This window comes from Mycobacterium sp., assembly GCF_052143115.1.
Taxonomy (GTDB): Bacteria; Actinomycetota; Actinomycetes; order Mycobacteriales; family Mycobacteriaceae; genus Mycobacterium.
In genome coordinates this window covers 1-16,504 of the sequence record NZ_JBKQTQ010000034.1, presented here as the reverse complement: position 1 = coordinate 16,504, position 16,504 = coordinate 1, and the positions used below count along the sequence as shown (strand labels likewise).

6 protein-coding genes are annotated in these 16,504 nt (G+C 67.9%); all 6 read right to left on the bottom strand.

The window, feature by feature from the left end; all coding sequences use genetic code 11:
- Positions 1-12: 12 nt before the first annotated feature.
- Positions 13-873: an ABC transporter permease gene (locus tag ACLQI9_RS03320; protein ID WP_442381231.1), complete on the bottom strand. Its 861-nt coding sequence runs from the start codon at positions 871-873 to the stop codon at positions 13-15.
- A complete protein-coding gene (locus tag ACLQI9_RS03315; RefSeq protein WP_442381229.1) occupies positions 873-1,679 on the bottom strand; it encodes an antibiotic transporter in 807 nt (268 codons plus the stop codon). Before ACLQI9_RS03315 ends, ACLQI9_RS03320 begins: the two co-directional genes overlap by 1 nt.
- Entirely contained in the window at positions 1,676-2,680 is a 1,005-nt protein-coding gene (locus ACLQI9_RS03310) for an ATP-binding cassette domain-containing protein (protein WP_442381227.1), read from the bottom strand. The genes ACLQI9_RS03315 and ACLQI9_RS03310 overlap by 4 nt, the downstream gene beginning before the upstream one ends.
- A gap of 15 nt (positions 2,681-2,695) precedes the next feature.
- Entirely contained in the window at positions 2,696-7,144 is a 4,449-nt protein-coding gene (locus tag ACLQI9_RS03305) for a type I polyketide synthase (RefSeq protein WP_442381225.1), read from the bottom strand.
- Positions 7,141-12,591 carry a type I polyketide synthase gene (locus ACLQI9_RS03300; protein ID WP_442381223.1) on the bottom strand — a complete coding sequence of 1,817 codons (5,451 nt, stop codon included), beginning with the start codon at positions 12,589-12,591 and terminating at the stop codon, positions 7,141-7,143. The genes ACLQI9_RS03305 and ACLQI9_RS03300 overlap by 4 nt, the downstream gene beginning before the upstream one ends.
- Positions 12,588-16,504, bottom strand: a 3,917-nt coding sequence (locus ACLQI9_RS03295) for an SDR family NAD(P)-dependent oxidoreductase (protein WP_442381221.1), incomplete at its 5' end; no start/stop codon positions are given. The genes ACLQI9_RS03295 and ACLQI9_RS03300, both read right to left, overlap by 4 nt.

Sequence of the window (16,504 nt, the reverse complement as noted above, 5' to 3'; positions counted from 1 at the left end):
CGTTGTGAACGGTCATCGACTGGTGCCCGCCTTGCGATAGCCGTAAACCATTGGGACCGCGCATGCGGCGATGGTGCCGCAGAACCACCACAGAGTTCCGATCACCGGTGACAGGACCGGACCGCCCAGCGACAATCCGCGCATGGCCTCGACCCCATACGTCATCGGCTGGTGCTCGACCATCGGCTGAATCCACTTGGGATACTGGTCCAACGGAACGAACCCGGTGCAAGATAACATGCCGAGCACGTTCACCACAGTGATCGCCTCCACCAGAGTCGTACCCGCCCAGAACAACGCGACTGTGGTGACGAGACAGGCGATCGCCACTCCGAACACCACCGGAACGCACAGCCAGGCGAGGCCTGCCAGCAGGCCCCGCTCGAGGCGCATGCCCAACAACACTCCGACGGCCAGCATCACCAAGGCGGTGACCAGCACCCGGATGGCCTCGGCGACGATCCGCGACAGCAGACCCGACGCCCGGTGCACCGGCGCTACCCAGAGCCGGGCCAGCAGGCCGTCGCCGCGCTCACGGATGAGCCCGATCGCGCCGACCGACGATCCGAGGACCACACCGCCGAGGGTGACCATGGGCACGCTGCGGTACAGTGCGTCGCTACCTGTGACCGACGAGATCGTTTCGCCGAGAACGATGTTCAAGGTGACCAGGAAAAGCACGGGCATGAGCAGGGCCTGCAGGATCGTCAGGGGATCGCGCCAGAGGCGCAGCATCAGGCGCTGCACCAGCACCAGCGTGTGGCGAACCAACTGTTGCGGCGCGTTCTCCGAGTCCGGCCGATGCACGGCTGGAAATGCCTTGTCGGACAACGCAAACGAGCCGGTCCCGGTTGCCCCGTTGGTGAACATCATCAGGGCCGCCTCGCGAGAACGAACGTGGACAGTATCGCCGTGGTCAGGATCACGCCGACGATCCAGAGCAACGACGGACCGATGGTCGACCAGTTCACCGTGCCCGCATCCGCTGCGGAATCCCCGGCCAATGCGCGCATGGCGTAGACGAATTGGGAAATGGGCTGGTTGCGAACGATCGGCTGGAGCCAGTGTGGAAACCGCTCCGCGGGCTGGATGCCGATGGACAGCATCCCGAAAATTAACTGGGGCAACGCCAACCATTGGGTGGTGGCCTCGGGATTCCCGGAGCCTGTGCCTATCACGTCTCCCAGGAATGACAGTGTGGCGCCGATCATCAGCACCAACGCGCAGAAGCCCGCGGTTTGGGCCAGGCCACCGTAGAACCGGAACCCGATGACGTGCCCGCACAGGATCGCGGCCATCAGGCCGATCGAGCAGCGGTACAGGCCCGCCGACATCCGCGCGGCCAGCGGTGTGGCCGGGGCGATCGGCATGGCACCGAAGCGGCGATTGATGCCCTGCTCGGAATCCAACGCCGCGCGGAACGCCGCGGAAATGGACGCAAAGGAGATTGCCTGCAGCGCGATCAGCGGCGTCAGATACTGCGCATAGCTGCTCATTCCGGTCCTGGCGCCCATGACCTGGTTGAGCGGTATGTAGAAGCCGGCGGTGAGCGCCGCCGGCGCGGTGATCGCCAACAGCACCTCACCGTTGCGTAGCGTCGGTGTGATCAACCGGACGGTCAACACCCACGACTGCGACAACGTGGAGGGGGTGGGCCGGACCGCGGTCGATGCGGTCACGACAGCACATCCATTGCCACCCGGCCCGATTCGCGGGATTCGTCGGAATCCTTGGTCAGTGCTAGGAACACGTCGTCGAGCGACGGTCGGCGCAGCGCGATGTCGGCCAGCCCGATATTCGCCGCATCCAGCCGTCCCAGGGCCTCGATGAGGGTGTTCGCACCATCGGGTGCCGGCATGGCGATCCGATCCGACGCGGCGGTCATCGCCGCCCGCGACTCTGGAATGAGCGGGCCCAGCGCCTCGACCATAGCGGTCAGATCGTTGAGATCGCGCGGAACGATCTCGCAGTAGGTGCCCCCGGTGCGGGCCTTGAGCTCGTCGGCTGATCCGTGCGCGACGATCGTGCCGTGGTCGATCACGACGATCCGGTCACTGAGCGTGTCGGCCTCCTCGAGGTATTGGGTGGTGAGCAGCGTCGCGATACCGGCGTCCTTGAAGCCCCTGATGAGCTGCCAAACCGCTTGGCGGCTGCGGGGATCCAGCCCGGTGGTCGGTTCGTCGAGGAAGGCCACCTCCGGGCGGACCACCAGGCCGCAGGCGATGTCGATTCGTCTGCGCATACCGCCGGAGTACGTGCTGACCCGGCGGCCGGCGGCGTTCTCCAAGTCGAACCCAGCGAGCAGCTCGTGTGCCCTGGCACGCGCCGCAGACTTCTTCAGGCCCTGCAGACGGCCGAACAGGACGATGTTTTCGTAGCCGGTCAGCATGTCGTCGAGTGCGACATGCTGACCGGTCAGCATGATTGACCGGCGCACCATCGCCGGCTCGGCAACCACGTCGTAGCCGGCGACGCTGGCGTGTCCACGGTCAGGTGCGATCAGTGTGGACAAGATCTCGACCACGGTGGTCTTGCCCGCCCCGTTCGGGCCCAGCAGGGCGACGACTTCCCCGCGTCCGACGTCGAACGAAATGTCGTCAAGCGCGACAACCGATCCGAACGACTTGCCGATCCCGCTGACGATCACGCCCATGTCTAAACGCTTGTCGAACTGCAACATCCCTGTCTCCTCTGGTTAGTCGCCGTCTTCGAGGACGGCCGCCGATAGGTCCAGCAGGGCCAGCGCCGCGTCGTCAGCGTCGGTGGCGTGCTGGCCGCCGTGCCCCGTGACGGCTTCGTCGACCAGGCCGATGAGCATCGCCGGGAACCGCTCTGCGAGTGCTTCGATGGTTGCGCCCGGCACGCGTCTGCGGTCATGCCAAAAGTCGACGTGCAGCGCGCCGCCGCGCCGGTACACCCGCAGTTCGATCGGATGGCCGAGCCCGGGTGGGGTATCCGGAAGTACCCGTTCTTCGTCACTGACCGTGCCCGCCGGGGCTTTTGGATCCTGTGCCGCCTGCCGCTCCGGGATCATTCCGAGGTTGGCGAAGTGGATGTCCGGTGCGGCGGTCGCTTCCAGCAGCCGTGCGGTGGGGGCGTGCAGGTAGCGCAGCACTCCGTAACCAATGCCGTAATGCGGTACGGCCTCGAGGGTCTGGCGGATCTCCTCGAGCAATTGCACGGCGCTGGCCCCCGACACTTCTACGCACGGCAAAGCGATCGGGTAGATGGTTGAGAACCAGCCGACGGTGCGGCGCACATCCACCTCCGGTGCGAGCACCGAACGCCCGGCGCCAACCAGGTCGACGGCAACGACTCCCTCACCGACGACCGCCGCGACCGTGCGGGCGAGACTCGACAGCAGAAGCGCCTCGATGCCGACCTGCAACAGCCGCTGGGCGTCGTCGATCATGGAGGTTTGCTCTGTAGTCAGTCCGCCGGGCAACCTGACCAGATCGCCTTCGGCGGGTGGTGGTTGCGCGGCGGCACTCGGCTCTGCCACGCGCAGAGACGCTTTCGCGACGGTGTCCAGCCAGTAACCGCGCTGATCGAGCAGCGCGGGATGCGTGGACAGCGCTGCGCATCGCTGTGACCAGTCCCGCCATGAGGTGCCGACCGGCTCGAGGGCGATGTCCTGCCCGGCGCACCGCTGCGCGAAGGCCGTGAGCAGGTCGGTCACCAGGACCTTTCGCGAAGTGGCATCGCAGACGATTCGGTGCACCGTGAGCACGAGGAACCGGGCCGCGCCGGATGCGTCGCTGACATAGGTGACGGTCATCGGCCAGCTGTGCAGATCCTGTTCGCGGACAGTATCGGTGACCACGGCCGCCAACGCTTCTCGTTCCTTGACGCTGTCCGGCATGGCCGCCAACGGCAGTGCGTGCTCGACCAAGTCGGTGAATTCGCACGGCTCCACGATCTGCTGTTCCCAGGTGCCCGAGCGCTCGACTACCCGCATGCGCAAAGCGTCGTGGTGCGAAATCACCGCGGACACAACGGCCATGACGTCGGCAGCGCTGACCCGGGAGTCCAGTTGCAGCACCAGCGGGACCCGCCAGCGGCCGCGCTCTGCCAAGCCGGTGTCGAGGAAGCGGCAGATGTTCGCAGGCAGCGGCAAGCCCAGATCGGCAGGCACATCGCTGGTGAGTCCGCGGGAGGCGTATCGGGCGACCAAGGTGTCGGCCAGCGCGGCCAGGCTGTGGTTTTGGTACAGGTCCTGCGCGGTGAGGTCCAGCCCTTCCTGGTTGGCGGAGATCACGACCCCGACAGCCGTCAGTGAGTTGCCGCCGAGGTCGTAAAAGTTGTCGCTCGGCTTGACCGACTCCACGCCCAGGCACGGTGCCCAGATTCGCTGCAGCGTCACCACCATCTGCGTGCGCGGGTCGGTACCGGCCGTGCTGGCGACTGCGGCGCCGTTGTGCCCAGTCGAAGTCACCACCCGCTGGCAGTCGGTCGGCTCAATCCAATACCGTTGGCGCGCAAATGGATAGCCGGGCAGGGTCGCCCGGCGCGCCTGCTCACCGTGCAGCGCGGTCCAGTCCACGTCGACCCCGGCGGACCAGAGCTGGCCGAGGGCAAGCAGGAAGGCGTCGCGGTCGTCGCGCCGCTGCAGGGGGTGGCGCATCAGGCGGACCGCGCGGTGGGTGTCGCCCCAAGTCGGAAGCCGAAGCGCCGATTCGGTCAGGCTGAGGCCGGGACCCACCTCGACGAGCAGGCGGTGCGGATCGTCGAGCAGCACCTGGATCTCGTCGGCGAACCGCACGGTGGAGCGGATGTGCCGGGCCCAGCGCTCGGGGTCGGTGGCCTCGGTCGCCGTCATCCATGTGCCGGTGATGTTCGACAGCATCGGGATGGTCGGCTCGTGCAGCGTCACGCTTGCCAGGTACTCGGCGAACCGCGGCAGTACCTCGTCCATCGACCGTGAATGGAAGGCATACGAGGTGCGGGCCCGTCGCACCAGAATGCCCTGGGCGGCAAGGTGATCGGTCAACGTCGCAATCGTGTCCTCCGGCCCCGCGAGCACGCAACTGCCCGGATCGTTGACGGCGGCGACGTCGACGTCGAAAGCGAGGTCCCCGAGCTGGGCGGCGATGTCCTCGGGGGGTGCGGCCACGGCGACCATCGCGCCGCACGGTGCGGCGTGCATCAGCCGGGCGCGCAGCGCCACCACCTTCAGCGCGGTGGGCAGGTCGAAAACGCCTGCGACGGTGGCGGCCACCAGCTCACCGATGCCATGTCCGGCCAGCGCCGCGGGCTTCACGCCGTACGACATTGCCAGTTGCGCGAGCGCGTACTCCACCGTGAACAGGGCCGGCTGCGCCAGATCGGTGCGCTCCAGGTGGGTGCCGGCGAATACATGGTCTCTCAGGTCAATGCCGGGGTCGTCGGTCAATCCCGCGGTGCACCTGTGGAAGTGCTCGCGGAACACCGGCTCGGTCTCGAAGAGCCCGTGGGCCATGCCGACGTGCTGGGCGGGCTCACCCGGGAACAGAAACGCCACCCGCTCGGTGCCCGCCGGAATGCCTTGCGGGCATTGCGTGACCGAGACGTCGTCGTGATCGGCGACGGTCAGCACGGCCGCGGCGGCGCCACGGTCATGCACAACGGCCGCCAACCGATGCTCCTCGCGGCGCCGGTGTGCGAGGGTGTACGCGATATCGGGTAATGCGAGCTCGGCTTCGCGGCACAGTTCGTCGGCCAACGCCATCCGAGCGTCGTGCAGCGATTCGGCGGTTCGGGCCGACAACAGCAGCACCTGCGGGCCGAGCCGCTCGGCACTGGGCGCCACCGCGGGCGCTTCCTCGAGAACAATGTGCACGTTGGTTCCGCCGGCCCCGAAGCAGTTGACCCCGGCCCGGCGGGGGGCGTCGGATTCCCACGCGGCGTAGGTGTTCTGCACCACGAACGGGGTGCGTTCCAGGCGCAGTTCGGGATTGGGTGCGGTGTAATGCAATGTCGGCGGGATCGCCTTGTTCTTCAGGCACAGGATCGCCTTGATGAGGCCGGCGACGCCAGAGGCCACCTCCAGGTGGCCGATGTTCGACTTCATCGAGCCCAGGACACAGGGGGCCGCACGGGGCGTTTGGGACACCTCGAAAGCCAGTCGCAGGCCTTCGATTTCGAGCGCATCGCCCAGGTGCGTTCCGGTGCCGTGCGTTTCGACGAACCCGATGGTCGCGGCGTCCACTCCGGCGATTGCGTGCGCCTGGGCGATGACTTCCGCCTGGCCGGCGGGACTGGGCGCCGCGTAGTTCATCTTCATCGAGCCGTCGTTGTTCACGGCAGAACCGCGGATCACCGCGTGGATGCGGTCACCGTCGGCGACTGCGGCCTTCAGCGGTTTGAGCACCACTGCGGCGACACCGCTGCCGAAGAACATGCCGTCGGCGCGGACGTCGAACGGCCGACAGCGGCCAACCGCAGACGCCATCAGCCCCGGAACATACCAGTAGCCGACCCCGTGCGGCACCCGGAGCGAGGCCGCGCCGGCCAGCGCGATGTCGGTTTCACGCGACAGCAGGCTCTGGCAGGCGAGGTGGACCGCCAGCAGCCCGGAGGAACAGGCCGTCTGCACCGACAGGCTGGGCCCGTGGAGGTCGAACGCATGCGAGACGTGGGTCGCCAGGTAGTCCTTGTCGTTGTGCAGCGCCAGGTTACCCATCTCGACGGTGAGGCCGTCCCCGATGGTCGACTTCAAATCGAGGTGCGACATCAGGTTGTAGAACAGATAACCACTGTCGGAACTGCTTCCGAACACGCCGATGGTCCCGCCGTAGGTGCCGGGGTCGTACCCAGAGTCTTCGAAGGCGTGCCAGGCGGTTTCGAGCATCAACCGGTGCTGCGGATCCATCATCTGCGCGTCGTACGGCGTTATCCCGAAGAAGTCGGCGTCGAAGTCCTCGATCCCGTCCAGCGGGGCCGCCCGCCGCACATACGCCGGGTTGGCCAGGGCCGCGGTGCTAACGCCGGCGGCGGTCAGCTCCGCCGCGGAGAGGTCGACGATTGACTCTTCGCCGCGGCACAGGTTGTCCCACAACTCCGTCACCGAGCCGGCGCCGGGAAACCGGCCTGCCATGCCGATGACTGCGATCGCGTTCGGGGGCACTTGGTCGGTTGAGTTGTCGGTCGAGTTCACATGCTTCACGGGTCGAGTCCTCTCAGTCTCTCCAGCACCGCATCCTGACGGGCCATGGCGCGCTGTTGGGCTCGCGCGCCGAGGCCGGACGCGCGCTCGGTGCTGCTGGGCTTGACCAGACCGAGCTGGCCGACGAGATCGGTGGTCAGGTTCTGCAGAGAGCCCCCATGCAGCAGCAGCGCTACCGGCGGCTCGACACCGAAGTCGGCGCGGGCGGAGTTACGGATCCGCACCGCCATCAGCGAGTCCATGCCCAGCTCGATCAGTGGCGAGTCGGCCTCTAGTGGCCAGTCGTCGGGATAGCCCATGATGGCCAGCACCCGCAGCCGCAGCCGGTCGGCCACCACCCGCGCGGCCTCGTCCGGGGCGAGGTCGGCCAGCGCCTGCGGACCTGCCCAGTCACCGGAGCCGTCGAAGTTTTCGAGTTCCTCCGCTAGGGCGGCGAAATAGCCCAGGTCGCCGATCTCGGGGAACGCCGCCGCCTCGCGGTCGAGCCGCAGCCGGACGACACCTGCCCGGGTGGCGCCACCGGCCAGCAGTGCCTCCAGCGCTTCGATGCCCTCGGCAGGTGTGATCGGGTCCAGCGCACTGAGTCTCAGCCACTGTCCCAGACCGGCATCCGACCACAGCCCCCAGTTGATCGCGGTGGCCGGCAGCCCCGAGTCGCGCCGCCACTGCGCCAGGGCGTCGAGCCAGGCGTTCGCGCAGGCGTAGGCAGCCACACCGGGTGAGCCGAGCAGGGCCGCGGCGGAGGAGAAGCACACCCACCAGTCCAGTGGACGATCAACGGTGGCATGGTGGAGCCGCAGCGCGCCGGCGGCCTTGGCGGCCCACACGCGGTGCAGGCTCTCCTTTTTCATCATGATGACCAGGCCGTCGTCGATGACGGCGGCGCAGTGGACGATGCCCCGCAGTGGCAGGCCGGTGCGTTCGGCCGCCGCCACTAGGGCGTCGGCGACGCCGGCCTGGGCGATGTCCCCGGTAACCACCTCGATCTGAATGGGTCCGGCGAGTTCGTCGAGCAGTGCCCGCGTCGCTTCCGACGGCGCGTTGCGGCCGTTGAGGATGATGCGGCCTGCGCCGCGGTCCACCAGCCACCGCGCGACGACCAGGCCGAGACCGCCCAGGCCGCCGGTCACCACATAGGACCCGTCGGAGCGGACGATGTGGTCGCGATGCGGTGCGCCGATGGTGGCGCGGTTGAGCCGTTCGACACGGCGGTGGTCACCGCGCCAGGCGACCACGTCGTCGGAATCGGCCAACTGCAGCTCGGTGACCAGCGTGGCCAGGCTGTCTCCGCGGGGGTCCAGGTCGACCAGGGTGGTGTGCAGCTCGGGATGTTCGTAGGCGAGCACGCGCACCAGACCGCGAAGCGCACCGGCGGCCGGGTTGCCGGTCTCCCCGGCCTGCGTCACCAGGCCTCCGCCGGTCACCAGCCACAGCCGCGGCGGTTGGCCGTGCCAGCCTCGGACCACCGCGCGCACCGCGGCGACGATCGACCAGATCGTCTCCTCGGTATGTGCGAGCGCCTCGGCACCCACCGGGTCGAGAGCCGCGCCGCCGGCGAAGACCACCACACCACGCGGCGGCAGCTCCGGAACGGCAGCAGCGTCGGCGAAGGCCCGCAGTACCGCCTGCTCGTCATGCAGATCGGCCGTAACCACACGCCGGTTCGGGGTGCCGAATTTCGTCGCGAGATCCCGTGCCATCGCCGTCATGCCGGAATCGGCGAGCATCAGCCAGCTGCCCGTGTCGGTCGGCGCCGCGGTCGCCTCGGCGGCCGGCCTATTTACCCAGCTGACGTCAAACACCTTCTGAGACAGCGGCACTGGCACCGCACGCCAATCGACTCGGCGTACGCATACGCCGCTGATCTCGGCGGCGAGTGCGCCAGACTCGTTGAAGACGCTGACCCGGCCGAGCATTCCGGCGTCCGCGTCGTCCAGACCGCTCAGTTCCGCCCGGCACACCGCGGTGGGGCCCACCTCGCCCAACACCCGAATCGAGTCGAACGCCATCGGCAGGTATGCGGTGTCGGCCCGGTCGGTGGTCAGCGCTGCCGGCAGTGCGGCGGCCAGGCCTTGCATGGCCGAGTCGAGCAGGACCGGGTGGATCCGGTAAGCCGGGTTGCGCGGGGTCTCCTCGGGCAGGGCGATCTCGGTTTCTGAGCCCCCACCCGCCAGGCGTGCGATGCGGGTCAGGCCGGCGAACGCCGGGCCGTGCTGGTGGCCGCTGTGGCGCAGGGCGGCGTAGTAGTCGGCGGTCGAGACGGTAGTCGAGAGGGCGCTGCCGGCGTCCGGGGTCAGCTGTGGCCGACTGGCGCTGCTCTCCTCGACGGTTTCGATGCGGGCGACGGCGTGCCGCACCCAGGTGCCCGATGCGCCCGATAGATTACCGCCGGTGCGGGAATGTACCTCTATCCGCTTCGTGCCGTCCGAGTTGACGAAAAGCCGTGTGATGAACGGGGTTTCACTGGACAGCGGAAGTAGTTGCTCGATCTCCAGCCGGCGCACGCAGACCGCGTCCACCGGCAGCTTCAGTCCCTCACACGCCGCCGCCAGGACGATCTCGGCGAAGGTGGGCCCGTGCAGGGTGGGCTGGCCGTGCACCTTGTGGTCGGCCAGCCACGGGTGCCGCGCCGTTCCGACATCGCCCTGCCAGACGTGACCATCGCCGGCCGGCAGTTCGATGTGGACACCCAGCAGCGGATGGGAGCCGCGCGGCAGCTGATCGTCGGGACGGCCCGCCACCCAGAAGGGGGCATGCCGCCACGGCGTCGTCGGCAGGTCGACGAGCCGGCCCGCGGCGACCCCGGCCTTCGCGGCCCGCGGTGGTGCGATGGCGGCCAATTGGGTGTGGAAGAACAGGTTTTCGCGGTTCTCCCGGTGCAGCGTGGGCAGCACCTGGACCCGCCCGGCGGCGCCGATGTAGTCGAGCGTCTCCTTGACGGCGTGCAGCACGACCGGGTGCGGGCTGACCTCCACAATAGTGTCGTGGTGCTGGGCGGCCGCGGCGATGGCCTGGTGAAAGCGGACCGGGTTGCGCAGGTTGTCGGCCCAGTACTGGGCGTCGAATACCGGGGCGCGGTCGTGCTCGCGACTGGTGCTCAAGATCGGGATCGTCGGCTCAGTCGGGGTGAGATCGGCCAGCAACGTGCGCAATTCGGGTAGCAGCGGATCGATCAGCGGATGGTGTGAGGCCATGTCGGCCTCGACCGGCCGGGCCAGCCGGTTCTGCTCGCGCACGGCCTCGATGATGGCGTGCACCTTCTCCCGCGGGCCGGCGATCACGGTCTGCCGGGGTGCGGCGTGCACGGCCAACGTGACGTCGGGATAGTCGGCGAGCAACGCACTGGTGGCCTCGGCGTCGAGTTCCAGCAGAGCCAGAGCGCCCTGCCCGGACAGCCGCGACATCAGCCGTGAGCGGGTGGCGATCACCCGCAACCCGTCGGCCACGTTCAGTGCGCCGGCCACCACCGCCGCGGACACCTCACCCATCGAATGGCCGATCACCGCATCCGGTGTCACGCCGTAGGATCGCCACAACTCGGTCAGCGCGAGTTGCATTCCCACCAGCACCGGGTGGATGCGGTCGAGACCGGTCACCGGCTCACCGGAGGACAGCACCTCCTGCAGCGAAAAGCCGGTCTGGGCAATGAAGTCCGGCTCCAGCTCGGCTACCGCCTTGGCGAATGCCGGCTCATCGGCCAGCAACTGCCGGCCCATGCCGGCCCAGTGTGAGCCCCCACCCGAATACACAAAGACCCGGCCGGGCCCGACGGCATGTTGATGACAATCCACCACGCCCACCCGTGGTTGTCCCGCCGCCAGTGCCCGCAAGCCCGCGATCGCCTCCGCGCGGTCAAGCGCGACCACGGTTGCGAACTTGGCGTGCCGGGTACGGTGCTGGCTCAGGGTGTGCGCGACATCGGCCAGCGGTGCCGCCGCGCCGGGCCCTGACATCCAGTCGGCCAACGCCGCGGCCATGGCGGACACCCGCGCAGCCGTCTTACCCGACACCGTCAGGGCCGAAACGTGCGGCGTCGCGACGGTCGCCGGTACCTCCCTGTCGGGCGTATCCGGCGCCTGCTCGATCACCACATGCGCGTTGCTCCCACTCAGACCGAACGACGACACCGCTCCTCTGCGCGGACCCGTAGCCGCCGGCCACGGGGCGCTCTCGGTCGGCACGAACAGACGCGTCGATGAGGCGTCGATGGCCGGGTTCCACCCCGTGAAGTGCAGATTGCGCGGAATGTGGCCGCGCTCCACCGCCAGCACCGTCTTGATGAATCCGGCCACACCGGCAGCCGCCTCCAGATGGCCGATGTTGGTCTTGACCGACCCCAAAGCGCACGTGCCGTCGCCGCGGCCGTATGTGGCCGCCAGCGACTCGAATTCGATCGGGTCTCCCAATATCGTTCCGGTGCCGTGTGTTTCGACATAGTTCACGCTGTCGGCGGTGACATCGGCGAGCCGCAAGGCGGAGGTGATCACGTCGCGCTGCGCCAGTGCGTTCGGTGCGGTCATGCCGTTGGACCGACCGTCCTGGTTGGTTGCCGAACCACGGACCACCGCCAGTACCCGATCCTGGTCGCGGAGCGCGTCGGCCAACCGTTTGAGTACCACCACTCCGCAGCCCTCGCCGCGCACGCATCCATCCGCGCTGGCGTCGAAGCTGTTGCATCGCCCGGTCGGCGATTGTGCTGACCACTTGGACAACGCGATGGCGGTGAATGGTGACAAGGTGAGCCCCACGCCGCCGGCCAGTGCCATGTCGCTCTCGCGCAGCCGTAGGCTTTGACAGGCCAAGTGGATTGCCACCAACGACGAGGAACACGCCGTATCCACGGCGACGGCCGGACCGCGCAATCCCAGCAGGTAGGAGATCCGTCCCACCGCCGCGCAGTGCGGGGTTCCGGTGCTCAGGTAGGCGTCGATGTCCGCCCTGCGTTCGAAGTTGATGATCGTGTAATCCCACGACGTCAGCCCCATCATCACGCCGGTTCGGGTGCCGCTCAGCGAATCCGGTGGAATGCCGGCGTGCTCCAGCGCTTCCCAGGCGACCTCGAGCAGCATCCGATGCTGCGGATCCATCGCCACGGCTTCGCGAGGTGTGATGCCGAAGAAGTCGGCGTCGAAACCGTCGACGTCGGGAACGAAACCGCCCCATTTCGACGTCATCCGTCCCGACGCCGACGGATCAGGATCGTAGAACGCGTCCGCGTCCCAGCGATCAGGCGGCACCTCTGTGATCGTGTCCACGCCGTCGATCAGCAGTTGCCAAAAGCTTTCCGGCCCAGTCACATTCCCCGGGAAGCGACAGCCGATGCCCACCACCGCCACTGGCTCTGCAATATCGGTCGGGAAGGCCGTGCCGGCACGAACAAGCTCGCGCGCCAGTGCCGTCCGCGCGTTCGGCGACAGTTGCGCCGCGCGCTCCGCCAGGTTTGTCATGACTCTCCTTTCGTCGCGGCTTCCAGCTCGCTGGCCTCGACCAGATCGGAGAGCAGGTCCATCTCCTCTTCTGACAGTTCGGGTTCCGCGTCGGAAGTCTCCTGCGCAGCGGCCGGTGTCGCGTAGTCCATTCGTTCACACAGGGCGCCCGCGAGATCGGTGATCGTCGGGTACGCCCAGACCAGCGCGGCCGGTAACGTGATACCCAGACTTGCTTCCAGCCGGTTTCGCAATTCGAGGGCCATCAGCGAGTCGAGACCAAGCGTCTGCAGCGGCCGGTCGTGGTCAATTGGATCGCTCGAGCGCACCACCCCGCGGATCTCATCGGCGATCGCGGATGCGAGGCACCCCGGGCGTTCGGTCGCGTCGAGGGCGTCCAGTTGTGCCCGGATCGCGCCCCCACCGCGCCGTTCCGCCCTTTTCAGGGCTGCGGTGTCGTGCAACTTCGCGAACAACGACGACCCCGCCACTGCGGGGAAGGATTGGAACCACTGCCGCGCGTCGAGGCTGAACACACCGGTGCGCGCACGGTCGGCGGCGAGCACCGTCTGCATTGCGGCCAGCCCCTGCTCGGCGGTGATCATCGAGACGCCGAGATCGGCGAAGAACTGAGCGCGCCCGACCTCGGCCCATGGGCCCCAGTTGATCCCGACGGCGGGAAGTCCAAGGGAGCGCCGATGGGCGACAAGACCGTCGACCCACGAGTTCGCGGCCGCGTACGCGCCCTGCCCGGGCGTGCCGAGAAGTGAGGCAGCCGAAGAGAAGGTCAGCCACCAGTCGACGTCGCGCCCAGCGGTGGCCTGATGAAGCCGCCAGCTGCCGGTGACTTTCGGGGCGAACACCCGCCTGGCCGCGGCATCCGTCATGTTCAGCACGATCTCGTCGGCGAGGACCATCGCGCTGTGCAGGACTCCGGCCAGCCGGAAGCCGGCGTTTTCGACCGCCTGCACCAGCCGGTCGGCCGTGCCGGGCGCGGCGATGTCGCCGGTGACCACCTCGATCCGGTGACCCGCGGCGTTGAGGTCCGCGATGGCCGCGCGGACCTCATCGCTGGGGGCCGAACGTCCGTTCAGGACAATCAATCCCGCGCCTTGCTCGGCCAGCCAGCGCGCGACGACGAAACCCAGACCGCCCATGCCGCCGACGATGAGGTAGCCGCCGTCGTTGCTGACCAGTGGAAGTGGTGGCGGGGACGCGATCGCTTCGATGCGGCCGCTGTCCGGTATCGAGATGACGATCTTGCCGGTGTGCCTAGCGGAGGCCATCAGCCGAAATGCGTCGGCCGCGTCTTGCAGGCTGAACTCGGTCACGGGAAGCACCTGTACTTCGCCAGCCGCCACGCGCCCGAGGATGTGTTGCAGAAGTTCGCGGTACCGCGCCGGCCGCAGCTTCAGATTCAGGTCAAGGTCTACCACGGCGAAGGACGCGCTTTTCGCCAGTGCGGCCAATCCCAGGTTGGCATCGGCGTAGACGTCTTTCTTGCCGAGTTCGATGAACCGGCCGCCGGGGGCGAGTATCTGCAAGCCGCGCTGAATCGCTTCGCCCGGAAGCGAATTGAGAATGACGTCCACACCGTAGCCGTCTGTGAGCTCGAGTATGTCGTCGGCGAAGTCCACGGTTCTCGAGTCGCCCACGTACTCGACACCGAGCTCGGAGAGCATTTCGCGTTTGGCTTCCGAGCCGGCCGTTGCGTAGATGCGGGCGCCGACCATCTTCGCGATCGAAACCGCCGCCATTCCGACGCCGCCGGTGGCGGAATGGATGAGCACGCGTTCGCCGGCCGACAGCCGCCCGACCTCGCACAGTGAGTGCCAGGCGGTGAGATACGCGACGCCGAACGTGGCCGCCTCGTTATCGGGCAGCGCGTCGGGGATTGGGACAACGAGCTCGGCAATCGTTGTCAGGTGCGTTCCGAATGTGCCGGGGCCGAGGGCGATTACGCGCTGCCCGATCTCGACGGAGTCGACCTCGTCGCCGACGGCCGTCACATGGCCGACGCACTCGCCACCGATCACCGGCGCGGCACCGTTAAGTCCCGGATACACGCCCATCGCCTTGAGCACATCGTTGAAGTTGAGCCCAGCGGCCGCGACGCGAACCTCGACCTGATCGGCTTGCGGCCTGATCCGCTTGACCTGGTGGACGGTGAGTGCGTCCAGCCGTCCGGGTCGATCGATCTGCAGCCGGACAGCGCCTGAGCCATCGAGGTTCACGACCGTGCGGCGAGATTCGGCGGCGAGATCACCCTTCGCGGTGGTGGGCGCGGGCACCAGCCGGTTGACATAGCGTTGTCCGTCACGGTAGGCGACCTCATCCTGGTCCGAACCGGCGAGCAACTCCTCGGTCAGGGCAGCGAGTGAGCCGGTGCCTTCCGGGTCGATGTCCAGCAGCGTGGCCTTCAGTTCCGAATGTTCGAATGTCAGCACCCGCGCGATTCCACGTAGCTCCGCCTGCGCCAACGTGACCGACTCAGTGGGGTCGACCTGCTGAGCGCCGCGGGTGACGATCCACAGCCGCGGGCTGATCCGGGTACCCATTCGCTTCACGGTCTCGACCACGCTGGCGATCAGCAGCGTGCGCGCCTGCGCCAACTCCAGTTGCGCCTGATCCGACAATGATTCGTCGACGCCTCGGGGCGGACAGACCACGACGATGCCGTCCCAGCCGATGCCGGTGATCGCCGCGCGCAGCTTCGCTTCGGCGCCTGCGGAGACGAGCTCCACTTCGGCCAGGCGGTCACGCAGCGATGACTGCAGCGCGGGCAGCAGCGGGTCGTCCACGGCGGGGTCGCCGATCAGCAACAGGCCACCCGGAGTGTCGGCCGTTTTGTCCAGCGGTGCGGGCTCCCACTCCAACGCGAACAGGCGATTGGTGAGTCCCGTTGCGCCGCCGCTGGATCCAAGCACCGCCATCTCGACCTCATCGATGACGAGGAGCGGTTTGCCATCCGGATCCATCAGGACGACTTCGCCGACGAGCCGCCCGTCGGGAGCGGCGAGGGAGCCGACCGTGCGGACACCGCGGGTGATATCGCCGTACACGTGCACGCCCGCGTAACGTACTGGCACCACTAGGGTTTTCCGGTCAGGGGCGCGCCGGGCGGTCTGCCCCCCGGCCAGGTCCGTCGCCATCCGGGTGGCGCCGAGTGTCTGCAACGCGATGTCCATCATCACTGGGTGCAGCAAGAAATCGCGGGAACCCGCCCTGGCCGAAGAGGGTAGCCGCACGTCGGCGCGGGCCGCTCCGGATTGCGCGACAGCGAGCCCCACGATGCCCTGGAACGCTGGCCCGAGCTGTTGGCCGGCGCCGCGCAACCGCTGATACAGGTCGTCGGGGTCCAGCTCGTCCGCCAGATCGGCAGGGGTCAGCTCTGTTCGGGGTGCCTCGTGCTCCGACGGTGTTGCGCGGGCAATGGTGGCGGCGGCATGGGTGGTCCATCCCGAAGAGCCGCTGCGGGTGCGTATTTCCACCCGGCACCGCTGCTCGTCGCCGGTGAGCGTAGTCACCAGAACAGTGCCTTCGGTCACGTGCAGCATCTGATGAAGGTCAAGCTCGCAGATCATCCACGGCTGGTCTTGCTCGACCGCGAATGCGTCCGTCGCCGCCGCCAGCGCGACCTCGGCGTAGGCCGTGTCCGGCAGCACGCAGAGATCGCCGATGATGTGATCCCCGAGCCACAGCAGACCCGGGCTGAGCTCGCTTTCCCATACTCGGGTGCCATTGGTGGGGTCGGTGACACCGATGCCAAGCAGCGGGTGGGTGTCTGCCGTGTGGTAGGCGGCCGATGTGGTGGTGATCCAGTGGTGGGTGTGTTGCCAGGGGGTGGTGGGCAGCACGGGGTGTGGCTCCGGGGGGTGAGGGGTTTGGGGTGCGACGGTGGTGTGGGCGGTGTTGAGGTTGGTGTGGAAGGTCA

Excerpts from the sequence above, each read along its gene's own strand:
- ACLQI9_RS03320 (WP_442381231.1), bottom strand. The coding sequence starts at position 873 with ATGATGTTCACCAACGGGGCAACCGGGACCGGCTCGTTTGCGTTGTCC.
- ACLQI9_RS03300 (WP_442381223.1), bottom strand. The coding sequence starts at position 12,591 with ATGACAAACCTGGCGGAGCGCGCGGCGCAACTGTCGCCGAACGCGCGG.
- ACLQI9_RS03310 (WP_442381227.1), bottom strand. The coding sequence starts at position 2,680 with ATGTTGCAGTTCGACAAGCGTTTAGACATGGGCGTGATCGTCAGCGGG.